This window comes from Nonomuraea sp. NPDC003727, from assembly GCF_053586935.1.
This window is the reverse complement of the sequence record NZ_JBSFNE010000001.1, coordinates 267,055-293,378: the sequence shown is the minus strand read 5'-3', so window position 1 is coordinate 293,378 and position 26,324 is coordinate 267,055. Positions and strand designations below refer to the sequence as shown.

Annotated in this window: 22 protein-coding genes and 1 tRNA gene; 14 read left to right on the top strand and 9 right to left on the bottom strand. The window is 70.1% G+C overall.

Going from position 1 to position 26,324, the window contains the following annotated elements; genetic code table 11:
- Window positions 1-248: 248 nt before the first annotated feature.
- From ACWDLG_RS01530 to ACWDLG_RS01520, 3 genes are read left to right on the top strand one after another with little or no spacing between them, the layout of a single operon-like run.
- On the top strand, window positions 249-2,000 hold the full coding sequence (locus ACWDLG_RS01530; RefSeq protein ID WP_449914765.1) for an FtsK/SpoIIIE domain-containing protein: 1,752 nt from the start codon (window positions 249-251) through the stop codon (window positions 1,998-2,000).
- A complete protein-coding gene (locus ACWDLG_RS01525) occupies window positions 1,997-2,368 on the top strand; it encodes a hypothetical protein (RefSeq protein WP_449914762.1) in 372 nt (123 codons plus the stop codon). Before ACWDLG_RS01530 ends, ACWDLG_RS01525 begins: the two co-directional genes overlap by 4 nt.
- Complete coding sequence (locus ACWDLG_RS01520) at window positions 2,358-4,214, top strand: replication initiator (RefSeq protein ID WP_449914759.1); 1,857 nt, start codon at window positions 2,358-2,360, stop codon at window positions 4,212-4,214. The genes ACWDLG_RS01525 and ACWDLG_RS01520 overlap by 11 nt, the downstream gene beginning before the upstream one ends.
- Before the next feature lie 397 nt (window positions 4,215-4,611).
- Here ACWDLG_RS01520 and ACWDLG_RS01515 read toward each other — a convergent pair whose 3' ends face one another.
- A complete protein-coding gene (locus ACWDLG_RS01515) occupies window positions 4,612-6,105 on the bottom strand; it encodes a recombinase family protein (protein ID WP_449914756.1) in 1,494 nt (497 codons plus the stop codon).
- A 41-nt stretch (window positions 6,106-6,146) separates the two neighbouring features.
- Between ACWDLG_RS01515 and ACWDLG_RS01510 the strand changes: the two genes are divergently transcribed.
- Genes ACWDLG_RS01510 through ACWDLG_RS01500 form a run of 3 tightly spaced genes read left to right on the top strand, consistent with a single transcriptional unit; the run spans window position 6,147 to window position 8,691 of the window.
- A complete protein-coding gene (locus tag ACWDLG_RS01510) occupies window positions 6,147-6,938 on the top strand; it encodes an ABC transporter ATP-binding protein (protein ID WP_449916164.1) in 792 nt (263 codons plus the stop codon).
- Complete coding sequence (locus tag ACWDLG_RS01505; RefSeq protein ID WP_449914754.1) at window positions 6,935-7,726, top strand: ABC transporter permease; 792 nt, start codon at window positions 6,935-6,937, stop codon at window positions 7,724-7,726. Before ACWDLG_RS01510 ends, ACWDLG_RS01505 begins: the two co-directional genes overlap by 4 nt.
- Window positions 7,726-8,691: a PucR family transcriptional regulator gene (locus tag ACWDLG_RS01500; protein WP_449914751.1), complete on the top strand. Its 966-nt coding sequence runs from the start codon at window positions 7,726-7,728 to the stop codon at window positions 8,689-8,691. The genes ACWDLG_RS01505 and ACWDLG_RS01500 overlap by 1 nt, the downstream gene beginning before the upstream one ends.
- A gap of 110 nt (window positions 8,692-8,801) precedes the next feature.
- Here the strand turns inward: ACWDLG_RS01500 and ACWDLG_RS01495 are convergent, their stop codons facing one another.
- A complete protein-coding gene (locus tag ACWDLG_RS01495; protein ID WP_449914750.1) occupies window positions 8,802-9,407 on the bottom strand; it encodes a TetR family transcriptional regulator in 606 nt (201 codons plus the stop codon).
- The gene (locus ACWDLG_RS01490) at window positions 9,407-9,826 is read right to left on the bottom strand and encodes a hypothetical protein (RefSeq protein ID WP_449914747.1); all 420 of its coding nucleotides are present in this window, start codon (window positions 9,824-9,826) and stop codon (window positions 9,407-9,409) included. Before ACWDLG_RS01490 ends, ACWDLG_RS01495 begins: the two co-directional genes overlap by 1 nt.
- A gap of 766 nt (window positions 9,827-10,592) precedes the next feature.
- Between ACWDLG_RS01490 and ACWDLG_RS01485 the strand changes: the two genes are divergently transcribed.
- Window positions 10,593-10,913 (top strand): hypothetical protein, encoded by a 321-nt coding sequence (locus tag ACWDLG_RS01485; protein WP_449914745.1) that lies wholly within the window; start codon window positions 10,593-10,595, stop codon window positions 10,911-10,913.
- Window positions 10,914-11,158: 245 nt separating this feature from the next.
- Here the strand turns inward: ACWDLG_RS01485 and ACWDLG_RS01480 are convergent, their stop codons facing one another.
- Both ACWDLG_RS01480 and ACWDLG_RS01475 read right to left on the bottom strand, forming a co-directional pair.
- The gene (locus ACWDLG_RS01480) at window positions 11,159-11,536 is read right to left on the bottom strand and encodes a hypothetical protein (RefSeq protein WP_449914743.1); all 378 of its coding nucleotides are present in this window, start codon (window positions 11,534-11,536) and stop codon (window positions 11,159-11,161) included.
- A gap of 52 nt (window positions 11,537-11,588) precedes the next feature.
- Window positions 11,589-11,723: a hypothetical protein gene (locus ACWDLG_RS01475; protein WP_449914741.1), complete on the bottom strand. Its 135-nt coding sequence runs from the start codon at window positions 11,721-11,723 to the stop codon at window positions 11,589-11,591.
- A 307-nt stretch (window positions 11,724-12,030) separates the two neighbouring features.
- Between ACWDLG_RS01475 and ACWDLG_RS01470 the strand changes: the two genes are divergently transcribed.
- Window positions 12,031-12,576 (top strand): hypothetical protein, encoded by a 546-nt coding sequence (locus tag ACWDLG_RS01470; RefSeq protein ID WP_449914739.1) that lies wholly within the window; start codon window positions 12,031-12,033, stop codon window positions 12,574-12,576.
- A gap of 62 nt (window positions 12,577-12,638) precedes the next feature.
- A complete protein-coding gene (locus ACWDLG_RS01465) occupies window positions 12,639-13,115 on the top strand; it encodes a hypothetical protein (RefSeq protein WP_449914738.1) in 477 nt (158 codons plus the stop codon).
- A gap of 186 nt (window positions 13,116-13,301) precedes the next feature.
- Here ACWDLG_RS01465 and ACWDLG_RS01460 read toward each other — a convergent pair whose 3' ends face one another.
- Both ACWDLG_RS01460 and ACWDLG_RS01455 read right to left on the bottom strand, forming a co-directional pair.
- Window positions 13,302-13,829, bottom strand: coding sequence for a DNA cytosine methyltransferase (locus tag ACWDLG_RS01460; protein ID WP_449914736.1), 528 nt, complete (start codon window positions 13,827-13,829; stop codon window positions 13,302-13,304).
- Window positions 13,830-14,439: 610 nt separating this feature from the next.
- Window positions 14,440-14,521, bottom strand: a tRNA-Tyr gene (locus ACWDLG_RS01455).
- A gap of 142 nt (window positions 14,522-14,663) precedes the next feature.
- On the opposite strand from ACWDLG_RS01455, the gene ACWDLG_RS01450 reads away from it, so the two are divergent.
- Window positions 14,664-15,155 (top strand): YajQ family cyclic di-GMP-binding protein, encoded by a 492-nt coding sequence (locus tag ACWDLG_RS01450; RefSeq protein WP_449914733.1) that lies wholly within the window; start codon window positions 14,664-14,666, stop codon window positions 15,153-15,155.
- On the opposite strand, the gene ACWDLG_RS01445 is transcribed toward ACWDLG_RS01450, so the two are convergent.
- Window positions 15,139-15,339, bottom strand: coding sequence for a hypothetical protein (locus tag ACWDLG_RS01445; RefSeq protein ID WP_449914730.1), 201 nt, complete (start codon window positions 15,337-15,339; stop codon window positions 15,139-15,141). The genes ACWDLG_RS01450 and ACWDLG_RS01445 overlap by 17 nt on opposite strands.
- 806 nt (window positions 15,340-16,145) lie before the next feature.
- The gene (locus ACWDLG_RS01440; protein ID WP_449914728.1) at window positions 16,146-16,412 is read right to left on the bottom strand and encodes a hypothetical protein; all 267 of its coding nucleotides are present in this window, start codon (window positions 16,410-16,412) and stop codon (window positions 16,146-16,148) included.
- Window positions 16,413-16,475: 63 nt separating this feature from the next.
- Between ACWDLG_RS01440 and ACWDLG_RS01435 the strand changes: the two genes are divergently transcribed.
- From ACWDLG_RS01435 to ACWDLG_RS01420, 4 genes are all read left to right on the top strand, one after another.
- A complete protein-coding gene (locus ACWDLG_RS01435) occupies window positions 16,476-18,563 on the top strand; it encodes an ATP-binding protein (protein ID WP_449914727.1) in 2,088 nt (695 codons plus the stop codon).
- Window positions 18,564-18,748: 185 nt separating this feature from the next.
- Entirely contained in the window at window positions 18,749-19,066 is a 318-nt protein-coding gene (locus ACWDLG_RS01430; RefSeq protein WP_449914724.1) for a trypco2 family protein, read from the top strand.
- Window positions 19,067-19,107: 41 nt separating this feature from the next.
- Window positions 19,108-25,050, top strand: coding sequence for a hypothetical protein (locus ACWDLG_RS01425; protein WP_449914722.1), 5,943 nt, complete (start codon window positions 19,108-19,110; stop codon window positions 25,048-25,050).
- Between the two features lie 163 nt (window positions 25,051-25,213).
- A complete protein-coding gene (locus ACWDLG_RS01420) occupies window positions 25,214-26,317 on the top strand; it encodes a hypothetical protein (protein WP_354919621.1) in 1,104 nt (367 codons plus the stop codon).
- Window positions 26,318-26,324 lie beyond the last annotated feature (7 nt).

Genomic DNA, 26,324 nt, shown 5'->3' with positions numbered 1-26,324 from the left:
CGCCTTGCCGGTGGGGCGCGGGCGGGTGAAAGTGGTCGCGATCCCGTGTTGAGGGAGACGCGTATTTGATGGCGCGGTAGAGCCGCGTCGAGGAAGCCCGGCAGGGTAGGCCGCGCTGGTCGCGGTGAGGCCCCTTGGGGGCCGGGCATCGGGGCGCGCAAGAGGACCCGGACACACACAGATTCAGCCGTGATGCGGCGTCGTCGGCATCCGCTCTATGCGGGGCGGGTGTCGGCGGTGCTGCGGCTGTGGGCGCGCGCTATCCGCATACACACAGATCACTTTTGACGAGGTCGGCGACCGCAAGAGCGGTCGTCGCGGTTCGTCGTCTTCGTCGTCCCTTCCTGCCGTGCGGCGGGCCGGGGTCGGCGTGGGCGGCCTGGTCAAAGGAGGTGGTGCCCCAAGTGTTGCGCAAACTTCCCGGTGCAGAGGTAGACAACATCGTCGCGACCCGGCCGGAGACGTCGGTGGTGTGGCGGCCGACCGTGGTCAAGACCCCGGCGATCGTGGTCATCGTCGTCTGGCTGTGGCGGCTGATCTCCGGAACGATCAAGACTCTAGTCCGTCACCCGGTCGCCTGCGCGGTGACCGGGTCGGCCGGAGCGCTGTGGTATCTGGCGGGCTGGCGCGCTCTGGTCGCCGCCTACGTGACCTTCGGGCTCGGTAGTGCCTGCTGGGCGCTGGCCGATGCGGCGAGCTACGGCCGGTGGGTCGGCTGGCCGCTGGTGAGCTGGGCACGCTGGATGTGGGTGTACCGGCGTCGCTGGCGGGCGGTGCTGGTCGGGGCCGGGCTGGGCGGCTCGTTCTGGGGCCGCGCCTACGTGCCCGACGTGCGGCGGGTGCGGTCCACGAGGCTGGCCGACCGGGTCACGGTCAAGATGCTGGCGGGTCAGTCGGATGAGTTGTGGGCGGATCGTTCGCCCAATCTCGCGCACGGGTTCGGCGCGGTCTCCTGCCGGGTGTCGGTGATCCGGCCGGGGTGGCTGCTGCTGTCCTTCCCTCGGGCTGATCTGCTGGCGGTCACGATCACGGCGCGGCCGATCCCGCGTCGGCCGGTGGTCGGGGCGGTGGAGATCGGTCTGGATGAGGAGGGGCGGCCGTTCCGGCTGAAGATTCACGGCACGCATGTGCTGGTCGCGGGGGCGACCGGGGCTGGGAAGGGGTCGTGGCTGTGGTCGGTTGTGCGGGCGCTGCTGCCCGCGCAGGAGGCGGGGCTGGTGCAGCTGTGGGGGCTGGACCCCAAGCTGATGGAGCTGTCGTTCGGCCAACAGCTCTTCACCCGCTATGCCGCGACCCCCGAGCAGTGCGCCGAACTGCTGGAGCTGGCCGTGACCTGGATGCAGGAGCGGGCCGGGCGGTATGCGGGTGTGCAGCGAAGCCACACCCCCACCACAGATGACCCGTTCGTGCTGGTGATCGTGGATGAGGTGGCGTTCCTGACCGCCTACCAGGCCGACCGGCAGTTGAAGGCGCGCATCCTGGCGGCGCTGTCCACGCTGACCACGCAGGGCCGGGCGGCCGGGTTCGCGGTCATGGCGCTGCTGCAAGATCCGCGAAAGGACGTGCTGGCGATCCGCAACCTGTTCCCGGACCGGGTGGCGCTCAGGCTGGACGAGCCGGAGCAGGTGGACATGGTCCTCGGTGACGGCGCGCGGGATCGGGGCGCGCTGGCCGATCAGATCCCGCGTGACCCGGATGACCCGGCGGTGGGGGCCGGGATCGGTTACGTGCGACTGGAGAACAGCCCCGACCCGGTGCGGGTGCGGGCGGCCTACGTCAGCGACGGCGATATCAGGCAGATGGTGGCGCGCTACTGCGTGCCCATGGACAAGCGAGGAGGCCGTGATGACGACGGTGATGGCGAGGAAGACGGCGGCTGCGGTGGCGGCCAACCAGACGGGACAGACGGCGGCACGGGCGAAGAAGGCGGCGAGATGGACGGCGGCAAGCGGAACGGTCGGCGCAAGGCGGGCGACGAGGAAGGGGGTGGTGCCCTATGACGATCTGGGTGGCCCTGGATGGGCTTCGGTGCGCGCTGTGCGGCACTGAGGGGAGCCTGTGGCAGGACGAGGTCCGGCTGATCGTGGAGTGCCGGGAGTGCGGGCACCGGGCGATGGTCGGGCGGGAGTACGACTTCGGGGACGCGGTCGAGGAGGTGGCCGCGCGGCTGGGCGGTGACGGCGACTGGCCGTACGGCGAGGACCTGGACCGCGTCTGCCTGCGGGCGGCGTTCCGGGAGGAGTTCGGTGAGGACCTGGACGAGGACCTGACCGACGAGCGGTACGGCGTCTGGGGCGCCTGGGAGGCAGACGAGCACGACACCGGGCGGGACAGCGGCGCCGATGCTTGGGGGCCGCTTGAGCGATAGCGGGTACGACGGGGCGCGGGCTGGCGCGCGAGCGGGGGCACTGGGGGCGCTGGCTGAGGCGGGACTGCTGGAGCTGGAGACGGCCCGGCAGGTCGCGATCGATGCCGGGGTGTGTATCCGGCCGCTGGCCTTCCGGGTGACCGATCGGCATAGCGAGGCTGATCGGGTGGTGAACGTGGCGTGCGGGGCCAGGCTGGAGAGCAAGTGTCCGCCGTGCGCCAAGCGGATGCGGCAGTTGCGGGCGGCGCAGTGCCGGGAGGGCTGGCACCTGGAGGCCGAACCGGAGATCGAGCCTGCGGCGGGCTCGGACCGGAACGGCACGTCAGAGGGAGCAAGCGGCGAGACGGCGGGCGATGCGGCGATCGTGCCCGCTCGTGAGGTGGACGAGGATGAACGGGCTTGGCTGCGTCAGTTCCGGGACGAGCTTCACGGGCTGCGCGATGCCGCGATGGCGGCAGGCCGGGCGGAGGAGGCGGGCGACTGGGCGGCGGCGCTGGCCGGGCATGAGGCGGAGATGCGCGCCTTGGGCGTCTGGCCGGACGGCGGTGACGCGTCGGGGGAGGCGCAGGCCGCAAGCGGCGACGGGACAGCGGGGGCTGTCTCGTCTCGGCGGGTGCGCTCCACGCGGCGGCGGCAGGACGCTCCGGCCTTACCCAAGCGGGTGATGCGGGCGACCACGCTGGGCCGGACGTTCACCGGGCGGGACGGCAAGGTGTTTCGGCCGTCGCTGTTCGTGACGTTGACGCTGCCGTCCTACGGCCGGGTCAAGGACGGCGCGCCGGTCGATCCGGACGGCTACGACTATCAGCGGGCGGCGCGTGATGCGCTGCACTTCGCCAAGCTGGTGGATCGGCTGGTGCAGAACCTGCGGCGGGTGGCCGGGTTCGAGGTGCAGTACTTCGCGAGTGTGGAGCCGCAGCGGCGGCTGGCTCCGCATCTGCACATGGCGATCAGGGGCACGATCCCGCGTGCTGAGCTGCGGCGGGTCATCGCGGCCACCTACCACCAGGTGTGGTGGCCGCCGACCGGGGTGGTCGTCTTCGAGGGTGATCACCTGCCGGTGTGGCGGGAAGAGGTGGGCTACCTCGATCCGGCCACGGGTGAGGTGCTGCCCACGTGGGAGGAGGCATTAGACGCCCTGGGGGCCGACCCGGACGCCACACCGCTGCACCTGATCCGCTTCGGCGAGCAGGCTGACATTCAAGGCGTGCTGGCCGGGACACCGGATGCGGACATGCGGGTCCGCTATCTCACCAAGTACCTGACCAAGAGCCTGGGGAATCCGCTCAACGAGGACCCGGGAGAAGGGGCGGACGGCAAGCGGGCGGTACGGGCTCGGCGGGCTCATGCGCGGCGGCTGCTGGAGGTGCTGCGGTGGGAGCCGTGTTCGCCTGGGTGCGCGAACTGGCTGCGTTTCGGGGTGCAGCCGAAGAACGCGCGTGCGGGGATGGTGCCGGGGTTGTGCCGGGGCAAGGCGCATCGGGCGGCCTATCTCGGCTATGCCGGGCGGCGGGTGCTGGTCTCGCGCAAGTGGACGGGCAAGACGCTGGGCGGCTATCAGCGGGCGCGGCGGGCCTGGGTGCTGGAGGCGCTCGGCATCGCCGATCAGGAGGGGAGCGATCCGGGCCGGTATGTGTGGCAGCAGCTCAAGCCGGATGACCCGCGTCTGGGGTCGCTGGCGGTGCGGTTGCTGCGGATGGTCGCCGAGCGGCAACGCGGCCGGGAGCTGATCGCGCAAGCGGGCACGGCAGAGGAAGGGGGTCATTCTTTCGGCAACGGCGGGGCGCGTGGGCCAAGCCCGCACCGGGGTGAGGCTGCGACACAGCTCGGTCAGGGGTCGGCGTGAGGGCCGCCATCGGGAAGGCGTGCCGTAGGCGCCGCTTCGGGGTTCGGTTCTTCTCCCCTGTGATCATCGGCCGGCCGCGATCCGGAGGTCAGCCACCGCTGCCCGAGGGCGGGTGGGCGGGATGGCCAGAGGAGGTGGCACGCCACGGCGGCTGAGGCGGTCAGCGGGCAGGGGCAGGCAAGGGCGGATGAGGGTTCGGGGCTCGTGCAGGAGCGGGAGCCGGAGGACAAGACTGATCTTGTTGCGTGCGCTCGGGCGCTGGTCGCGCGTTGGCCCCGGCTGACGCAAGATCAGCGGGACCGGTTGGCGCTGGTGCTGAGAAGCGGGGATTAGGGTGATCACTGGGGTGCCCCTGCCGTCTAGGACTCGGCGGGGGCACACCCGTGAGCAGAGACGGCTATTCCTGCGGGGCCGGGGTGATCGGGTCGATGATCACGCGGTCGGTGATGTGCGGGCGCTTGCCCCGGCCGGTCGGCTTCAAGGTCACGGTCATGATCGCCTTGATCACCTCGCGGCGGGCGCTGACCCCCAACCCCTTCCACACCTTACGGGCCGCGTGCTCGGTATCGACCCCGACGAAGGGTGCCAGCGGGGAGGCGTCGGCGACATCGTCAAGGGCGCGCTCGATCTCCTCGATCCTGAGCTTGGCGCGCTTGAGCCCGGCCAGATACTCGGGCCGCTCGATCAGCATCGCCGAGTAGTCCTCGGTCAACTGGATCTTGCGCTGACGCAGGGCGATCAACTCCGTGCGCAGAGCCGTCACGTCCACCCCGCTCGTCGGCGGGATGACCAGGTCGGCGGCGTCCCTGGCCAAGATCGTGATAGCCACCGTTTCCACCCACTCATCCAGCTCGGCTTGCGGGCAGGTGGCGTGTCCCTTGCCGCCGCTCTGGCATCGATACACCGGCCGGTCGGCCCTGTCGCCCGCGCTGTGTACGCGGGTGGTCTCACCGCAGGGGCATCGGTAGGTGCCGCTACCCAACCAGCGGGCGGCCGGTCCGGGCGTGGTCGTGCGGGCTGGATCATTCAGCTTGGCAGTGATCGTCCAAAACGCGTCCTCGCTGATGATCGCATCCCACGGGGCGCGAGCAACCACGTCTTCGGGCGCATACCGCTTACGTCCCTCGCCGGGCTTGTGCACCATGAGGGCGGCATTGCGGGGCCGCAGCAGCACATCACGAACGGTGGTGGCGCGCCAGGGCAACCCGTTGGCGCTGGGAATGCCTCGCTCGCGAAGATCACACGCGATGCTCTTACAGCTCGGTCCCTTCGGCTTGCCGAAGTTCGGCAACAGCACCAGATTGGACATCTTCACGATCTCTGCGGCTTCCTCCGGCCGGACGGTGACCCCGTCCGCCTCGAACCCATAGGGGCGGGGACCGCCGCCGAACTGCCCCGCCTCGGCCTGACGCAGACGCGCACGGCTCACCCGTCGCGCGGTGTCCTTGCTCGCCTTGTTGGACATCGCGCACATGACACGCGCCATGGTGATACCCGCGTCGCTGGTCAACTGGCAGGAGCCGGTCAGGCTCTCGCACGTCACCGCGAACTTGGACTCCTCGACCACGTCAATCAGGTCTTCGAGATCGCGCGGCTGGCGAGCCAGACGGTCCAGGTCCAACACCACAAGTACGTCAATCTGACGCGCGGCCAGCACCTCCAGCGCGCGACGGAACTTGGGCCGCACCGTGCGGAGCTCGGTTCGCCCATTCGGAAGCTTGATCTTGCGGCGCTTGAACGCGCTGGTGTCGTTCTCCACCAACACGTGTTCCTCGGTCAGCCTCCACCCGCGCCGGGCGACGAACGCCCGCATGTCCTTGACCTGGTCGTCCACGCCTTTGGTGTCGTCGGCGTCGCTGATCCTGGCGAGGATGCCCGCTCGCTTGGTCATGTCCGCTCCTCCCTCTGTTGCGTGATCGCTGATCTCATTCTATCGCGAAGAACTGTCAAAACTCTTGGTCGGGCAAGACCACGACGATCAGGCTGCTGCTCGACGTGATCAGGCCGACCAGAGGGTCGGTGCGGGTGCTGGGCGCGGACTCCCGCGAGCACGGGGTCCGGAGCCGGATCGGCTACCTGCCCGGCGAGCTGGTGTTGGAGGGGCGGGAGAAGGCCCGTGACTACCTGCGCTTCCTGGGCAGGATCCGGGGCGGCGTGCCGAGCGCGCGCATCGAGGAGCTGGCCGAACGGCTGGACGCCGACCTGTCGGTGCAGATGCGCAAGCTCTCCAAGGGCAACAAGCAGAAGGTCGGGCTGGTCCAGGCGTTCATGCACGAACCGGAGTTCCTCATCCTGGACGAGCCGACCAGCGGGCTGGACCCGTTACTGCAGCGGGAGTTCCTGGCCATGGTGCGCGAGGTGCGCAGGTCCGGCCGGACCGTGCTGATGTCCTCCCACGTGCTGGCCGAGGTCGAGCAGGTCTCCGACCGGGTCGGCATCGTGCGCGAGGGCCGCCTGGTGGCCGTGGAGGACGTGGCCGCGCTGCGGGAGAAGGCGGTGCGGCGCGTGGAGTTCCACTTCGACGCGCCGGTGCCGCCCGAGGCGTTCGCCGCCCTGCCGGGCGTACGAGACCTGAAGGTCGAGGGCGCGGCGCTGTCGTGCACGATCGACGGCCGCCCCGACGCGCTGATCAAGGCGGCCGCCCGGTTCACCGTGGTGCACATGGTCAGCGCGGAGCCGGACCTCGAAGAGATCTTCCTGACCTACTACAGCGAGGTGTCGTGATCACCAAGACGCTCGGGGAGTACCGCCGGGCACTGATCGGCTGGACCGTCGGCATCAGCCTCTTCCTGACGATGTACATCAGCATCTACGACAGCATGCGCGAAGATCCCGAGACCCTCAGCAAACAGGCGCTGGCCAAGGCCCCTGGAGCGCTCAGGGACATCCTGGGCGGAATGGAGGACATCGCCACCGCGACCGGCTACCTGCAGACGGTCGTCTACCAGCTGCTCGTCCCGCTCATGTTCATCGTCTGCGCGATGATCCTGGGCAACCGGGCGATCGCGCAGCCGGAGGAGTCCGGCACGCTGGAGCTGACCGTCACACTGCCCATCGACCGCAAGCGGCTGGTGCTCGACCGCTTCGTCGGACTACTGATCGCCCTGCTCACGATCACCGCGATCACCTTCCTGGTCGTCGTCGGCGTCGCCCGGTCCATCGACCTCGGCGTAGGGGTCGACCGGATCCTCGCCGCGCACACCGGCGTGTTCCTCCTCGCCCTGTTCTTCGGCGCGCTCACGTTGACCGTGGGCGCGATGACCGGACGCAAGGCGCTGGCCATGACGGTGGTCGGCGTGTGGGGAGTCGCCGGCTACATGGTCATCACCGTCGGCAGGAACGTCGATGCCATCTCCTGGCTCAAGTGGGTCTCGCCGTTCCACTACTACGCCGAGGGCAGGCCGCTCTACCAGGGCTTCCCGCTGGGTGATTATCTTGTGCTGGCGGGAGCGGCGGCCGTACTGGCGCTCACCGCAGTTCTCGCCTTCGACAGGCGCGACGTAGGAGTCTGATGGAGGACCCGCTCCCACGGCTGCTCGCCGAGCACGCCGCGACGGGACGGCTGCCCGGCCGCGCGACACTCGAGGAGTGTCGCGCGGCCGGCGAGCGCGCCGCCGAACAGGGCGTCCCGCTGCGGGTGCTGATCGACGAGGCGTTGCGTGCTGTTGAAGGCACGGCCGCGCTGCGCAGGGCGGTCGCGGCCCTGATGGAGGGGTACGAGGGCGCGCAGCTGGCCGCCTGGCGCAGCGAGGAGCTGGCCCGGCGGGAGTTCGTCGACGACCTGCTCCAGGGCAGGGCGGAACGGCTGGCCGAGCGGGCGGAGCGCTTCGGGCTCCGGCTGGCCGAGTCGTACATGGTGGCGGTCGCCCGCGGCATGTCGGACGGCGACCCGGATCGCATCGAGCGCGACCTGATCGCCAGGTTCGGTTCGCACAACGTGCTGGTGGCCGTGCGTGACGGGCTGTTGGTGTGCGTGGTCCCCGCGACGCTTCCCGCGGCGGTGGGAGAGTTCTCCCACCACGTGCGGGCCCGGTTCGCCGACGGCTGGCGGCTCGGGGTGGGCCGTCCGAAGCGTGGGCCCGGCGGGGTGGTCGCGTCCTTTCGCGAGGCGGCGGGAGCACTGGAACTGGCCGACAAGCTGGGCATCCGCGCGCAGGTGGTGAGGGCCGCCGACCTGCTAGTCTTCCCGGTGCTGCTACGCGACCGGGCGGCGATCGAGGATCTGGTGACCAGCGTGCTCAGCCCTCTGCTGCAGGCGCGCGGGGGCCATGAGCCGCTGCTGGAGACGTTGGAGGCGATCTTCGCCGCGCACGGCAACCAGGCGGCGGCCGCGCGCCGGCTGGGCATCAGCACCAGGACCGTCACCTACCGGCTGGAACGCATCCGCCGCCTGACCGGCTTCTCACCTGACGAGCCCACCCAGCGCTTCACCCTGGAAACCGCCGTGCTCGGCGCCCGCCTCCTGGAATGGCCCTAGGGAGTGGCGCGGGCCGGCCTTCCGCTTCGACGAGACTCCACGCGGAGCGATCTTGTGGATCCGACGTCTCCAACCGGCCTGAAGCTTCGAAGTCCGTGCAGGCCGTAGCGCTAGCCGTGACGGGTGGGGTGTGCCACCGTGAAGCCCCTGTGCAGGGCTGACAGGCCCGTCTCGAACCAGGTGTCGTAGTAGCCGGCGTCGGCCTGCTGGGGGGCTTCGCGCCGACCGGGCGGTGTGCCGACCTGGGCCAGGGCGTGCCCCAGGGTGAAGACGGCCACCGACTGGAAGGCGAGCTGGACGTCCTCGAGGGAGGTCTCACCCAGGTCGACGGTCGCGAGGATCTGGCCGAGCAACTGCTCGCCGACCTCGGGACTGACCGGGTGGGTGGCGAGCAGCGGAACCGCGGCGGGGTGCGCGAGCAGGACCTGCCGGTAGTGGTGTCCGAAGTCCAGCAGGGCATCGGTCCAGGCGGTGGCCGCGGGCAGTCGCACGGCGGCCTGGGCGGCCAGGTGGTCGACGACGGCGGCGAGCATCGCCGCCTTGTTGGGCACGTGCCGGTACAGGGACATCGCCTCGACGCCGAGCCGTTCGCCGACCTTGCGCATGGACAGGGCTTCGAGACCGTCCGCGTCGATCACGGCCAGTGTGGCTGCGATGATCTTCTCTCTGCTCAGTACGGCAGGCCGCCCGCCTCGCGATTGCCCAGGAGCGCTCATCAGGCCAGCGTAGTGAAGGTCACGCTCACCAGCATGATCAGGCACAGCACGCCCACCACCATGTGCTGCACGTCGATGACCACGTCGCGGCCCTCGGTGGGCAGGATCTTCCAGGTGCGGGCGTATTCCCGCTGGTAGGCCTCGCGCTGGGCGGCGAAGCTGAACCCGAAGTACGGAAGCCACCAGCTCGTGACGTGGCCGATCATCGTCAGCACGCTGAGGACCAGCGCGACGGTGCCCGCGTTCAGCGCCACCGCGACGGCGATCGCGATGAAGATCGGGTAGTTGATCGCGGCCATGGCGAGCCGCTCCTTCACCGTCTGGGACCGCAGGTCATTGAACGGGAACATCGGGACCCATTCGGTCACGACCAGGTAGGCGACCAGGACGAGCGGGGTGACAAGGGCAAGGGTGTGCATGGCTGTGCCTCCAGTTTGTTTAGAACATAAGCTTACGCTCTAAACAAACCGGCGCAAGTCTCATTGGATGGGAGTCAGGGCGGCGAGGGGTTCGGCGACGAAGCTTGACGTCACCCGCGACTGAGCGAGCGCGCCGCACGGCCCGGGTGGCGGCACGACCAGGCGCCCGGCCTCCTTGTCCGGGAGCCGGGCACCTGGGAGATCACGTCACCCGGTCCGTGCCAGTGCGGCGGAAGTGGAACCGGCAAGATGTGCCGCCCGGACCGATCGTGTGGGCACGCTCGAATCGAGAGTCGTTGGACGAACAGCGGCCAGGTCCGAGAGCGGCGCGGGCTCAAGAACAGGGCGGTGGGGGAGACTCGCCCCGTCCCGATCCACCCTTGGCTGTGCGCCCTGCTGCGGGAGCACATCAAGCAGCTCGGGACCGGTCCCGTACGGGCGCGTCTTCATCGGCCCACGCGGTGGGCTCATGACTGATCGCGCCTACCTCAAGGTGTTCCACGAGGCGCATGGATGTCCAGCACCGCCGCCCCACTGGCCGATGAGCCGGTGAGGCGGGGGGCACGAGCTGAACGCTGACCAGGGAAGGCGTATTACGCATCCCAGATGCCGGTGAAGTACTAGCGCCCCGCCCCGACCGTCGCTGCCGCCACCCCGGGTCCCGCGGTGGACGACCTTGCCGGCCGAGGTCGCGGTGTACACCGGCCCGCCGGAGTCCCCGGGGCGCGGGCACTGCCCCTGCTTGACACCGCGGACCGCGTTGCGGATGGTTCTGCCGTCGCCAGCGGGCATTCATCGCTGTCTGCAGAAGATCAGCATGGCCCGCGCTCACGAGCCGGCCCGCCACCTGAGCATGGTGGCGGGCGGGGTCGGCGGCAACGCCCGCGGCCACCAGGTCGCCGCACCCGACTGGCGGCGCTTCGCGTTGTCCGGAAGTTCGATCAAGACAACGGCCCCCCGGGACAATCGGGAGGGCCGTGATGTGTGCCTTCCAGCGCTCGTCCGGACCAGCGAACCGGCGCTGTGGATCGTCCTGACCGAGGCTGATGCCCTCCTCGGCGACCGGCGCGAGAAGCATCCCCCGTAACGGTGTTGTCCACTGCGGGAGCCGGGCCTTCTCGGAAGAATCCGGAGAACGGCCACATCCGAAGGGCACATCATCACGAGGGCGCAGTCCTCCACAGTGCTGACCTGGGACGACGCCTCACAAGAACGAACGACGCAATTGCCGGATCGAGCGGCGGTGGCCGATCTGGTCAGCCCCGCACGCTACAGGTCAAGGCGCATGCTCAGACGTCAGGGCTGGAGACACACGGCGTGCAACGGATCAATTCAGCCGCAGTAGGCGTTTCCGACGCCCTCCAGCGGGTTGCTGGAGCCGACCTGGCCGTAGAACTCGATGCACTTGCCCCTGGCGTACACGCTGACGGGGCCCGCGTAGTACTTGTAGTACTGGGCGTCGGTCTTCGACGCGCCGCCCTCGACCCCGAGGGTCACTCGGATGTACTGCGAGACGCCGGGCGTGTTGGTGTAGGTCATCGCGCAGTTGTAGCCGGTCGAGGAGTTGTAGTAGACGGCGATGTAGCCGCCCTTGATGGGCCAGTTGTCCAGGTGGGTGCCCGAGCAGGTGGCGGCCGACGCGGGGCTCGCCGTACCAACCAGAACGCCGGCGCCCAGAACGGCGGCGGCGGCGATGGTGCGCAGCTTCAAGGAGTCCTCCGAGATCGTTAAGTGATCGCGGAGGACTTTACCAAGGCTGTTCCTATCTGATCGATCCGGCTGTCAGTCCGCCCACCACCTTGCGCTCGACCAGCGCGAACAGGATGATCACCGGGATGGCGGCGATCAACTGGCCGGGCGGCGCCGCTTCACGTGACGGGCTGCAGCCAAGCGGCATCGCGAACCGGTGCTCCTAAACCGCGGCTACGGCCGCGCTCTCGGGGCCGACATCGTCGAACCGGAGACGATGCAGCACCCGCCGCACCGGCACCGCCCCCGGTCCCGCCCGTCAGCGGCGGCGACTTCACCGGCTCCGGCGGCACCGGCCAGGGGAGATCAACTTTCCGCCGGCAGGGAACTCCCACTGTCCCTTGACAAACGTCGTCGGAAGTCTATGAGACCTTGCCGAAACGACCCTCCGACTACAGTTCACTTCCTCCAAGCCCGACGGCACCCCACTCGGGGCGTGCACGACCGGCTTCGCCATGGGGACGGCGGCCGACAACCTCATGGTGAGCGCCGGGCACTGCGTTGCGTCTGGCGGAATCACGAGCGCCGATGTCGTCAAATGGACGAACTGGGTGGCCGGTCAAGGCACGATCAAACTGCCGAACCAGCCGACCTATTATGGCGACGTGTCCCTGATGCAGACGGTACTTGGCCGGGCCACGAGCCCCACCATCTTCATCGGTGACAGGGACTCGTCCGAAAAGCAATGGGTGGGCGGGCGATTTTCGGTCCCCGCTCGAGAAAGCGATCAGTACTGCGTTGGCGGCGCCAGCCCGGATCCGGATACCCGGTCCAACGGGCAGATCTGCCGCTTCAAGGCCACCGACATCGGCTGGAAGCTCGAGACCGCGAAGAGCACGACACGCTGGGTTCAGGGAGGTAAGAAATCCGGAAGGTGCACGATCGACGGTGACTCAGGCGCCCCGGTCTACACCTTCCGCAAGAGCGATGGATACGTGGTGGCCAAGGGCATTCACCACGGCAGCGAAAACGCCGACAACAGCCCTGTCCGGTCCACCTGAATCAATTACTTCACCGACATCCATGACGTGATGAAGGCCGTCGGCAAGGATATCTACAAGAAATGAGCCCCCTGGACCCGTCCTTCCTGTGGCGCATGTGCTGCCTCCTGGTGCTGGCCGTCGCCGTCTCCATGGTGGCTGGCATGCGGGAGTCCCGGCCGGTCGAACCGCCCTTTCCCGGGCGGATCGACACGGTCATGGTGGAAGGACGGGTCCTCATCCTGCAGGTCTTCGGCGGGGCGAGCGACTCGGCATGTCTCCAGACCGACAAAGTCGAAGCCGTCGAGTCCGAGGCGAGTGTTCGGCTTCGGATAGTGCTTCGCGACGCCTGCCCGCCCCCCGGGCGCACGCTGCTGGAGATGTGGCGGGACGAGTTATGGCCGCCTGCCGTGCTCGACATCCTCCGTGGCGTCGAAGTGCCCGTCCTGCTCGAGCGGCCCTTGGGACGCAGGAAGGTCGTCGACGGGACAGGCCGCGAGCTCCGGGTCTGCCCGATCACGGGCTCGCGACGGAAGACCATGCAACAGTGCCTGACGTAGGGTGCGGGCGCCGAATCTCCAGCCAAGCGCACGTCTGGAGTTGGCGGCGCGATTCGTAGTGTCGCCAGCCCTACCTTTCTCGCTGCGGGCGGCTCCTGACAGCGGGACCGCCTCAAGGGTGAGCATTTCGGCGGTAACGCAATCTGCCCCGCCGCCGCCACGGCTGGGCAGATTGCGTTACCGCTATCAGGCGGCGAGGCTGTACTCGAACCTGGGCAGCTCGATGCCGAGAATCGCCTCGATGATGGCGCAGGTCAGGACCTCGGCCATGGGTGGCGGGACCGCGTTGCCGATGAGCTTGACCTTGTCGCGCGCGGTGTCGGCGACGAACTTGTAGTGGTCGGGGAACGACTGCGCTCGCCGGAGCTCGGGAATCCTGAGCATCCGGAGCAGGATGGACGACACATCGATCTGGCCGTCTGCGGTAAGCAGCGCCCACCGATCGCGGGTGGGCACTGTCACAACCGGCTCTTTCATGCCCTGCACGCGTCCGTTGCCGTAGTAGGCCATCAGCAGCGTCTCGGGCATGGGCAGGCCGGACGGGGCGGTGACCAGCGACTGGTGCCCGGTCGTGGTGACCGTGCGCATGTGCTCGGTGGTCGGAGTGACGTGCTCGCGCCCGTCTCCCTTGCTGCCGTTGTTGCGCATAAGGAGCGAGGGCGGCGGCGTCCAGCCGGGATGGACGCCGAGCCCGTGATGGTAGCCGCCGGCCATAACCGCGTGCGCGGGATCCTCGAACGCGGGCCTCGACCTGAACTCGTCACCACCGCCACGGAACGGAACACCAGCGGCAGCATCCCGTCCTGGAAGTCCGGGCCGCTGGCCAGCGCGTGGTTGGAGCCGTCCGAGACAAGGGTCGCCAACGGGTTCATGGTCGGGTTCGTGTTCCGCGCCCGGTCCGACCGCATCAGCGACAGGAACGCCGGGAACGCCCCGGGCGGGGCGTCGGAGCGATGCCGTCTTCCAGCCGGGTCGTGCTGGTCCGCTTCGGCAGGCTGGCCGGCCGCGCCTTCTTACCGTCGCGGCCTTCCTCGCCCACCCTGCCCGACGCCATGACGACGACCTCACCGCGGCGCATACCGCAAGCTTGATCAACAGCTGATCTCAGCGATCCAAGCTGTGTTGGCGGCTGTTTCTTAGGTTCCGACGACTACAGCAGGACGCGGCTATGAAGCGCATCTGGGACGCCACTCGTGATTAATCCCGTGGGAACGGAGTGGGAACGATCAACCGTGAACGGCCGTAGGAAGCCGTAACCAACCGGAGTGAACAGAAGAGGCCCGTCACCGCGTTTCCGCTGGTGACGGGCCTCTTTGTACTGCTGTGGCAGGTCCAGGGTTCGAACCTGGGTAGGCTAAGCCGACGGATTTACAGTCCGCTCCCATTGGCCACTCGGGCAACCTGCCGTGTCATCCGCTCGCGGCGACAGACAGAAGAATAGCGGACTTTGGAGGCGCACGTGACATCGGTTTGTCCCGCGCCCGGTCCCCACCCCGGCGCCTCGCGGTCGCTAAGGTCAGAAGGGACGAAGAGAGGACACTCACACCGATGGCCGACAGCAGCTTTGACATCGTCAGCAAGATCGACCGCCAGGAGGTCGACAACGCGCTGAACCAGACGGTCAAGGAGATCGGACACCGCTTCGACTTCAAGGGCACTGGGGCAGCCATCAGCTGGTCCGGGCAGAACAACATCGAGCTCAAGGCCAACAGCGAGGAGCGGGTCAACGCCGCGCTCGACGTCTTCAAGGAGAAGGTGATCAAGCGTGGCCTCTCCCTGAAGATCCTCGACGCCGACGAGCCGAAGCTGTCCGGCAAGGAGTATCGGATGCTGGTCGCCCTCAAGGAGGGCATCGACCAGGAGCACGCCAAGAAGATCTCCAAGATCATCAGGGATGAGGGTCCCAAGGGGGTCAAGGCGCAGATCCAGGGCGAGGAGCTCAGGGTCAGTTCCAAGAAGAAGGACGAGCTGCAGGACGTCATCGCGCTGCTCAAGGGCAAGGACCTCGACATCGCCCTGCAGTTCACGAACTACCGCTGAAAGGCGAGTTGATCACGGCGCTGACCTGGGCGGCCAGCGCAGGGAGGCGCATCCGGGGCACACGATCGAGCGCGCTGTCCACGAGGGCGCGCGTCTTCTCGTGTGCCTCGGGCCACTCCCTGACGTACGTGTTGAGCGCGACCATCGGCGAGGAGTGACCGAGGGCGAGTTGGACGGTTTTCACCGAGGCGCCCCTGTGGATCGCGCGCAGGAGTGCCGTCAGCAGTGCAGGCCGATGCGCGGCGGGGGCCGGGCTGGGACGGCCTTGGTGACCGGAAGTGCGAGCAGGTTGCACGGTGCACGGCCAGCAGCATGGTCGTGGTAGCAAGAGCCGGGCTGTACGGCGTTGCGGATTGTGCGGATCGGACTCGTCGTTGATCTCGTGCTCCGGGACGGCGAAGCGCTTCGGGCGGTCACGTGGGGATCTTCGACCTGCTCACGGTCTGCTGGGTCAGGGAACCGCCGTGGGGCGGCATGCCGCTCAGCAAGGTGTGCCGATCAGGTGGGTCTGCGGCCTGTCCTGCGGTCTGCTGGGCCACGCAAATGCCAGGGGGCGGCCGGTCTTACAGCAAGATCTGTCGAGACGAATTCGGATATGCTTGACCGCCTGTCCAGAAAGACCGTCATGGCGGAGGCGGCGTGGGTCGGTTGGCGCGTCCTGGACGTCGGCCCTCTCCCATCTCCGACCCCGGCAGTCTCCTCGGACGCTTCGCCCAGGCGTTGAGAGACCTGCGCGACCAGGCCGGTGATCCCAGCTACGAGGCGCTGGCCCGCGAGTCCGGCCGGTTGGGCACGCCCTACTCCGAGACCTCGCTCCGCAACGCCGCCTCCGGACGTGTCCGGCCGTCCTGGGACGTCGTCGAGGCGTTCGTCCGCGCCTGCGCCGCCTTCGCGGAAGCGCAGCCCCGGAGAGCGGCCGAGACCGCGCATGGCTGGCACCTGCCGGAACTCCTCGACACCTGGGCGGTTCGCTGGCGCGAGATCGCTCTGTCAGGCGATCGGGCGGAACCGAGCCAGGTGCCCGGCCCGGACCTCCGAGCCGACCGGGTCGAACGGGATCTCCGGGCCGACCGGGCTGACCGGGATCAGGCGGACCGGGGCTTCCGGGGTGACCAGGGTCGCCAGGCCGAGCAGGTCGAACGGGACCTCCAGGCTGACCGGGCCGACCGGGCGGACCGGGATCAGGCCGACCGGGGCTTCCGGGGTGACCAGGGTCGCCAGGCCGAGCAGGCCGAACGGGACATCCGGGCCGACCAAGCTGACCGGGCGGGCCGGGACCTCCGGGACCCCCAGAACGACCGGGTCGCCGCGGGGCCACCCATGCCCCCGGGTAACCTGCCGTCGGTGCTGGCCGGGTTCATGGGGCGGGAGCGGGAGCTGGCAGAGGGTACCCGGTTGGTCCTGACGGCCCGCCTGGTGACCCTGACCGGGGTAGGCGGCGTCGGCAAGACCAGTCTGGCGCTCCGGATGGCGGAGGAGACCGCGGGCCGGTTCCCCGGCGGGGTGTGGCTGGTCGAGCTGGCCGGGCTCACCGAACGGGACATGGTCGACCACGCCGTCGCCACCGTCATCGGCGTCCAGCTCAACGCGGATCAGCGACCCCTGGAGGCCGTCGCCAAGGCGCTCGGCGGTCAGCGGGTGCTGCTGGTGCTGGACAACTGTGAGCACCTGCTCGACGTGACCGCCGCCCTGGCCCGGGCGCTGTTGCGGGCCGTACCCAGCTTGCGGGTCCTGGCGACGAGCCGGCAGCCGCTGGATGTGGCTGGTGAGCATGTGCTGGAGGTCGGCCCGTTCCCGGCCCCGGGCGACACCGGCACGGATTCGGTGGCCGTGGCCCTCTTCGCCGACCGCGCGCGGGCGGTGCTGCCGGGCTTCCGGGTGACGGCCGAGAACCGGGCCGCGGTGGTCCGGGTCTGCCGCCTGCTGGACGGGCTGCCGTTGGCGCTGGAACTGGCCGCCCGCCGCCTGCGCACGCTCTCCCTGGAAGACCTGCTCGACCGGCTCGACCGGCGCTTCCTCCTGCTCGGGCCGGCGGGCGCGGAGCGTACGGCGCATCCGCGGCACCGGACGCTGCGCGGGGTGTTCGACTGGAGTTACGAGTTGTGCTCGGCGGACGAACAGCTCGTGTGGGAGCGGCTGTCGGTGTCGGCGGGGAGCGTGTCCCTTGCCGACGCGGAGGCGGCGTGCGCCGACGAGCGGCTCGGCCCGCACGCGGCGTTCGAGGCGGTCTCGGGGCTCGTCGACAAGTCGCTTCTGCGGCGCGCCGAATCCGGTGGACGGACCCGGCTGCACATGCTGGAGACGGTCCGGCTGTACGGGCAGGAGCGGCTGGCCTCCTCAGGGCGGGAGCCCGAGGCGCGACGTCGCCATCTCGACCACTATCTCGGCCTCGCCCGGCATGCGGAGGAGGCGTATGCCACGCCGCGGCAGCAGGCGTGGCTCGTGCGGCTCGGGGAGGAGCACGCCAATCTCCGGCAGGCGTTCACGCACGCGCTGGCCGAGGACCAGGCGTCCGGCACCCTCCTCGACGGCGCGTACGCGCTGTGGCTGTACTGGGTCGCCCGCGGGAAGGTCGGGGAGGGTGTCCACTGGATGCGCCGGATAGCCAGCCTGCACCCCGGGCCACCCGATGACGGCCTGGCCCACGCCTGGTGCCGGGCACTGTGGAGCGCCGCGTTCGTTCTGCTCCTGCACGGTGACCGTGACGGCGCCGAAGGCATGCTCAAGCGCGTTGAGCCGGTCATCCGGCGCGAAGGCGAGTGTTGGCACGGCATCCGCGCCGCCGTGCACCAGCTACGCGGGCTCTCCGCCCTGTTCCTCGCGGACACCGACAGGGCGGTGGAGCAGTCGTGGGCGGCGCTGCGCATCGACGGGCACCGCGCCGGCATGCTCACGGGCCAGCAGGCGCTGGCGCAGCTCGGGCTGGCCGCGTCGATGCGCGGTTTCCGCGAGGAGGCCGCCGGCTTCTTCCAGCAGGCGCTGGAGCTGTCGGAGTCCTGCGGCGAGATCTGGCATCGGTCCTATCTGTTCTGGACGCTGGCCATGGAGTACGCCGAGATCGACCAGACCGAGGAGGCCGTCGTCCTGCTGTGGCGCAGCCTGGAGCTCAAGCGGCGGCTCGGTGACCGGCTCGGAGTGGCCACGGTGAGCGAGACGCTCGCCCGGGTCCTGGCGCAGCGCGGAGAGGCCCGGCTGGCGGCGCTGCTGCTCGGCGCGGCGCACAGCGTCTGGCAGCCGGCCGGAGCCCCTCAGCTGTGGGGCTTCTCGCACCTGGTGCACGGCCGCGACCGCAGCATCGGCCAGATCCGGCGGATGCTGGGCGAGAAGGTCTTCCAGCACGAGTACGCCGACGGCGAGCGCCTGGGACTGACGCAGGCCCTGGACGCGCTGGTCGAGCGCCGGCCGTAGCCGCGACCGGTTCTGTACGGCTGACGCAGGCCCTGGACGCGCTGGTCGAGCGCCGGCCGGTTCCGCACTTCCGCAGCGAATCCGCTTCCTATGCGAAGTGCTCTGGTGCCGGATGTACCCGCCCCCGACACTCGATGGGCCCGCGCCGCCAGAGACGCGGCGCGGCCCGAACAGTGAGGGAGCGCATGGAGATCCAACTCGCCGACGCACTCAAGGCTCTGCGCCAGGAGCTCTCCAGGTCCATCGAGGAGAGTGAGGGCGAAGCGGTCCGGTTCCGGATCGAGAAGATCAACCTTGAAGCCCAGGTCGCCGTGACGGCCGGCCGTGAGGGGGGCGTGGGCGTCAAGATCTGGCTGTTCTCGGGAGACGGCAAGACGTCCAAGCAGACCGTGTCCACCCACACGCTCACGCTGGAGCTGGCAGCCGAGACCGCGGACGGCGACTACGTGCGGACCGGGGCAGGCCGGAGGCCGGCGATCCCGCTCACTCGCGACAGCCGCTGACAGCCGTTGACGGCCGCTCGTCGAAAGGAGCATCGGCACCCTTGGCTGGGGACACGGTACTTGACCGAGTCGTCGAGATCTTCAACGGTGAAGGGGAGTTCCGCGGCTCCGGCTATGTGATCGCGCCGGATCTGGTTCTGACCTGTGCCCACCTCTTCGAGGACGCACGTGACGGCGAACGCGGCTTCGTCCGGCTGGCGGGCATCGACCGGCCGTTGGGGATCGGCAGGTTCGAGCAACACTCGTGCTACGTCCGCGACGACGACGGAACGTACGACATCGCGCTGGCGGTACTGGAAAGCGCGGTACGGCCGGACATATGGAATGCCCGGATCGCGAAGCTGAGGAAGAACGCCGACCAGGTCCGCTACGACGCGATCGGCTTTCCCGACTACGGCGTCGAGGAAGACGGCTCGGGCCGGCGGCAGTTCTTCGGCACGATCGCGCTCGGCTCCTTCGCCGACCCGTACCGGCTGGAGCTGACCGTCGACTCCGGCCGGCCCGAGCTCCGCGCCATCATCGACAAGGTGCGGGGCGTCAAACCGCTGGAGAAACCTTGGGCAGGGGTCTCCGGCGCCGCCGTCCTCGCCGACGGGAAAGGCGTGGTCGTCGGCGTCTGCACCGGCCATCTGTCCCCCTCGCTGCGTGCCGTCAGCATCGCGCACCTGGGGGAGGACCCATCGCTGCGGAGCCTGCTGGAGCCACGTGGCATCCGCCTGGAGGAGTACACCGGGCAAACGCCTTCCTCTGACCTTCGGGAACTCGTGCCGCACGACAACGTCGTCACGGAGCTGGCGAACTCGGGCAGTTGTCTCTGCGAGAAGCGGATACCTTTCGCCAGGCCGGAACACCACCACCCGGCCCGCCCCGAGAACCTGCTGGCCCGGCTGGAGTTCGAGAGCCCCGGCGTGCTCCTCACCGGGGCCGCAGGGGCGGGTAAGAGCCGCATCTGCCTGGAGACCGCCGCGCTGGCCCAGCGGAACGGCTGGCAGGTGGTGCACCAGCGGCCGGCCACCGATCCGGCCATCGAGCGCGCCGTCGACATGGCCGTGCGCTCCGGTCGCGGCAAGCTCCTCATCGTCCTCGACGACGTCCGGCCGGACATCTCTTTCGACCCGGGCGCCATGCGGGAGGGAGCGGGCCACCGGCTGCGCCGGGTCGCCGTCCTCGCCTCGGCCGGCCCCACCACGTTCGCCACGCTCCGCGAACGCCGCGTGGCCCAGCGCTTCGCACACGCCGCCGTGCCCGACACCGAGCCGTACCTGCGCCGCGTGCAGGAGGCGATCCTGGGGGGAGTCGGGCCCCAGCCGGGCAAGGCATCCGGGTGGAGCGCCGAGGAACTGGCCGGACTGTGCGGGCTGCGGCCCGGCCTCGCCGTACTGATCGCCGCGGAGCTCAAGGGGCGGGTCGCCGGGGAGCCCGCGGTGCCGCGCAGGTCCCGGCTGCCAGGCGGTGAGCTGTCGAACTGGCTCCTGACGCACCTGAGCGCCGACGAACTGTTCCCTGGTCCTGGCGTCGCGGCCGGGCGCGAGCCGTACCCGCTCGCCGCCGCGGCGGCCCTGGCCGCCTGCCCGCAGCCGCGTCCCGCGGTCGAGGCCGCCGTGCGCAGGCTGCTGGCCGGATCGCCAGCAAGCGGGCTGGAGGCCGTGTCCGTGGTGGACACGCTGGTCGGCCGTGGCTGGCTGGAGGAGCGGGAGGGACGCCTGCACGGCCTGCACGACCTGGTCACCGAGGAACTGCTGCGTTACTGCCTCGTCACGCCGTCCGGCGAGACCCTGCACGGGGCACAGTCGGCCGCGCTGCTGGACGCCGCGCTCACGGGCACGGCCACGTTCGCCCGCTTCGCGCACCGGCTCCGGCTGATGTCCGACGGCTATCCGGAGAGCGCGCTGCCGCCTCTCCTGGAGCGGCTCTGCGGCGGGTGGCTGGATCTGCACGCGCGCGAGGCAGGCATGCTCCTCCGGGACGACGACAACACTCAGGAGGGTGAGCGGGGGCTGCTGGCCATGGTCGCAGGGCCGCCCTGGCACGCCGCGCTGACGCGAAACTGGTCCACCGTCGCCGGCCCCTGTCTCCAGGCGGCGGAGGCAGGGCAACGCGAACCTCTCGTCCTCACGAACCTCCTGGACCGGTGCCCCGAGGGGCTCGTTCCCCTGCCGTTGGTCGAGTCGGCGCTCGACTGGTTGCGGCGGTTCCCCGGCCACACGGGCGCGCCGAAACTGCTCGGCGTGCTGGTGCGCCGCCTCGAACCAGGGGCCGCCGGCGCGCAGTCGTGCCTGGCTCAGGCCCTGGAGTGGCTGTCGGAGAACAGCACCTGGTCGACCGCCTCCCGCGTGCTCGACCCGCTGTTGAGAAGCACCACGCTGACGGACGAGGAAGCAGGGCAGGTGGTCGCCGCCGCCCTGCGGTGGCTGGACAAGCACGGCGAGAAGCCCCTGGGCAGCTTCGTGCTTCGCCCGCTCCTGGAGCGCCGGGCACCAGATGGCCGGCTTCGTGTCCGGTCCGCCGAGCGGGCCCTGGCCTGGCTCCGACACCATGACACGCGTGCCGATGCGCACTTCGTCCTCAGGGCGCTGCTGGCGGCCCCGGGCATCGAGGCCCGGCACTTCCATCAGGCCGTGTCACACACCCTGAACTGGTTCGCGGCGCACGGCCAGTCCAACGCCGCCTACCAACTGGCGGATGTCCTGTTCGAGCTCAGGGACGGCCTGTCGGCGACCGACGCCGTGCTGGACTGGCTCGACGCCCATAACACCCGCCTGGAGAGCCTTCACCTGGTCAAGGAGGTGGTCAGGCTCAAGGAGAAGGACATCAGCCGGGCACAGGCCCGGCGCGCCATCGCTCACGCGCTGATCTGGCTGGAGGCCTGCTCCCGTCCGGAGAACCAGAAGGTCTTCGATGCCAAGGAGGTCATCCACGCGCTGGCCGGACGGGGCCGTCGAAAGCCTTCCGAGGACAACCCCCGGGTCGTCGACCGGATGGAGTTCAGCTCGACGCAGCCGGACCGGATCGCGCGCTACGCCGCGGACTGGATGGACTCCCACGGAGTCGAGCGGATGTCCGCCCAGTTGGTGAGCTCGATGCTCGGCTTCTGGCACTGTGGGCCCGAGCAGGGGCAGCGCATCTCCGCCCACGCCCTCGACTGGCTCGACACCCACAAGAACGACCGCCGTTACGGTGCGGTCCTCGGGGAGCTGATGCGCCGCGGTCAGCTCACGGACGCGCAGGCGGGAAGGGCGATCGACCGGGCGGCGCAGTGGCTTCGCGAGGCCGAGCACCCGCCCGGCGAGACCTTCTACGCGGGAGTCCTCAAGCTCCTGAAGAAGCGCCTGCCGCGCGAGCCGGGCAGGGCCGAGCACAGCTCCGCCCTCATCGACGCCGTTCTCGCCGCCCGGCACCGCGACCGGAGACCTCCGGACGACGGCTCCGCACCGCCGCCTGCCCCCATCCGGCCTCCCATCGGGCCGTCCATCCCGCGTCCCATCTCGCCTGCCCCCATCCGGCCTCCCACCCCGCCCTCCATCCGGCCGCCCATCCGGCTCAGCCTGGACGAAGCATGCTTCCTGGCGGGCGTTCCGAATCTCACCGAGGAACAGACGGCGCAGGTCGTCCCGGCCGTCCTCGACTGGCTCGAACTGCACGCGGAGCATCAGCGGTCCGACTTCGTCCTCCGCAGCGTCCTGAGGTGGAACGGCCTGCGCACTCCCGAGGCGCGGCGGGTCATCGACTTCGCCTTCTCCTGGCTGCATCGCTGGAACGACGCCGGCCAGGCCAAGGCGGTCCACGACGGCCCGGCCCTGGTGATCACGGGCCTGCTCCGGCGCGCCGAACTCACCGGGGCGCGGTTGGCCGACGCGGCGGCGCTGGCGCTCGAGTGGATGTCCTCCTGGTTCAGAAGGAGATCGGGGCTCAACCCGACGCTGCTGGGCGCGCTCCTGGGCCGGCCGGAGCTGCCGCCCCGGCTCATGGCCGACGTGCTCCTGCGTGCCCTGCACTGGCGCGGCAAGGACATCGTCCTGCTCGGCCGCGTCGGCGGGCCGAGACCCGAGCAGGACAGCGAGCCGGACGAGCCGGGGTGGACTCTCGAGGAGCAGGCGTTCGCCTGGCTGGAGGCCAACCACGCCAGGAGTGAGGCCGGGGGCGTCATCGGTGCGCTGATGTCCCGCCTGCTGCGCGCCCCGCACATCGACGACGTGGCGGTGCAGCGCGCTCTGGGCTTCGCGCTGACCTGGCTGGAGGAGTACTCGGAGGAGTTCACGAGCCACCACGTGCTCCCCGTCCTCCTCGACCACCAGGAACGTTTCGCGGAGCACGAGCGCCGGCTGCTGGGCCTCGCCCTGCGCTGGCTCGCCCGGCACCATGCGGTCTTCGGCGCGTTGCAGGTGTTGCGGCATTGCGTCGACCATCCAGGGCTCACCCCGCAGGAACGGCAGGAGTCGGCGCGGTACGCCTTCGCATGGCTGAGGGAACACGGGACGAAGAAGCGGGCGTCCTTCGTGCTCCGGCCACTGGCGGAGCTCGACCACCTCAGCCAGGACCAGGTACGGCTCCTGACCGACCGGATTCTGGAGTGGTCGTCGCTGATGGTGGACCGGCTCGAGGACCTCAACAGGAAAGGGCAGTTGCGCAATCCGAGCGTGGAGCGTCCTGACCCGCGTTACGTGCTGCAGCGGTTGCTCGTGCGGGCCGACCTTCCGCCGGGACAGCTCGCCAGGGTGGCGGGCGCGGCGCTGGACACCCGGCTCCTTCCCGGCCTGCAACCCGCCTTCGACTGGGAACTACCTGGACCCGCCTCCCTGCCGGACTTCGCGCTCGACAGCATCGAGCCGGCCGCGCATCTCGCCGAGGCCGGCGACGCGATCGCGAGCCTGCTGGGCGCGCGCGAACTCAAGGACCACAGGCCGGAGCTCATCAGCCTCTCCCTGCGCTGGCTCGGCGAGCACAGCCGCAGGCCGGAAGCCGTGACGGTCTGCACAGCGGTCTTCAGGTTCCTCAGGCCTCTCGCGGACGAGCACGACGCGGTGACGCGGTTCGCGCTCGACTGGCTGGACGCGCACCCGGCCGATGCGAGGAGCGCCGTTCTGCTCCAGCATCTCCTCGGCCCGTCCGCCGCCGGGACATCTGCGGCGGCGATCCGGCACGCGGTCGTCTGGCTGGAGGCCCACGCCGGCGAGTACGCCGCGACGTTCGTCCTGACCCCGCTGCTCCGCCGTCCGGAGCGCTCCCCGCAGGACGAGGCGATCACCATCCGCCAGGCGCTCGACTGGCTGGAGCGGCACGGGCTCCGTCCCCGGTCGTCCTACCTGCTCGACAGCCTGCTGCGGCACGCGGGGCTGACCTCGGCGCAGCGCGACCAGGTCATCAGGCACGCCCTGGGCTGGGTGCGGGCCCACCAGAGCCGGCCCTCGGTGAGCACCGTGCTGATCTCCTGCCTGGGGTGCTCCGCGCTGCCCGCTGACCAGCTCCGCGAGATCTGCGGCGCGGTGCTGGCCTGGCTGGGCGGGCACGCCGGGGAGGCCGCCGTGCCCGACGTCGTCCGGGCGCTGCTGAGCCGCGACGACCTCGCCCACGACCAGGCCGTCCGCGTACGGCAGTATGCGGACGACTGGCTCGCCGTCCACGGCCTGGAACCTTCGGCCGGCTCGCTGCTCCCCGCCTACCTGGCGCGCTCCGACCTCGCTCAGGAGAGTGTCAGCGCACTGGTCGGGCATGGCCTGGCATGGCTCGACGAGCACGTCACGAACTACGCGGCCCACCGGGTGCTGGGCGCGCTGCTCCGCCAGGAGCACCTGGGCACGGGTCACGCGAGACGTGCCGCGGCCCTGGCCCTGACCTGGGCGGACGAACACCGGGGAACCCCTCCTGTGGCCGTGCTGCGCGACCTCCTCCTGGCCCGCGACGACCTGCGCGCGGACCAACGCGGGAGAGCCCTGGCGCTCCGGGCCGAACCCGGCGAGGAGTTCGAGGGTCGCGGGCGCCGGTGAGCGCCGGGCCGTACGCGGACACGGAACCTCCCGGTGATCGGTGAACGCCCGGTGAGAGCGTAGAAGCGCCGCCCCGCGCAGGTACGGCGGTGCCTGCCGAGATTGACATCGAGACACCGGCGGAAAACGGCGTTTCGCCGGATCCAGTGGGTAAGCGTGGAGCATGAGTGATGCGCCGCGACACGTCGTCGAGCTCGCCGAGCGGCGGGCCAAGGCCAGGGCGGAACGGCAGTACGGGGCCGCCGACGCGCTCAGGCGTGAGATCGAGCAGGCCGGCTGGCTGGTGCGCGACACGGCGGCGGGGTTCGAGCTGAGGGAGAAGCCGCTGTTCGAGGTGTGGCCGTCGGTGCGGTCGATCCCCATCAGCGCGGTGACGGACGACCGCGTGGAGGGCCGGCTGCCGCCGATCGATCATTCCCTCGAGTGGGGCGCCGGCGAGGAGGAGAGCGAGGGCGCGCATACCTGGGAGCCGCATCCGGTGGCGGACGCCATGGTCCACGCGCAGCAGATCTGGGACTCCACGCTGGCCGTCAACCGGCTCGACGAGGCGGGCATCGACCTGGAGCGGCAGCGGATCGAGACCCATGAGGTGAAGGTCGGCGTCGGACTGGTGGTGGACGGCTGGGGGGAGGACGTTCGCGAGTGCGTGAGCGCGCTGCTCGAGCACACCACCGCCAAGATCCTCGCGCTGGACCTCGGCGACCTGGAGGGCGCGGGCACGGCGCTCCACGAGCTCGCGGAGGGCCATCACGAGCGCCTCACCGTGTGGCACGTCGCCGAGACGCCGCACTGGCGAGGGGGCACGGCCGAGTGGGGCGCGTGCCGTATGACGCTGATGCGGCTGGACACCTCCGACGTGCACGTCCTGATGGAGACCTCGACCGTCCTGGAGGGCGACGCGCTGACGCCGCTGGTCGCGGCGATCAACGACGGGGCCGTGGCGGCGGGCTGGAAGGGGGTCGAACCCGCGGAGGGCGGCATGGAGTGGCACGAGGCGGGTCCCGGCCGGGTGCGGGGGCTGCTGGGGTATCTCATGGCGGTACGGCGGGGCGCCGCGCTCGGCGCGTTCCCCGAGCAGGCGCGCTACTACCGCAACGCCGACCTGGAGCTGTCGCTCGCGCTGGAGGGCCCGCTGGTCGTCCCCGGCAAGCGCCTGCCGGTACGGCAGGGCCGCCACCACACCTACCACGACGTTTCCCACGACTACCGGGACAGGGAATCGCGCCGGACCTACGACAGGGTGCTGCGCATGCTGCGTTCCTCGTAGGCTTGGG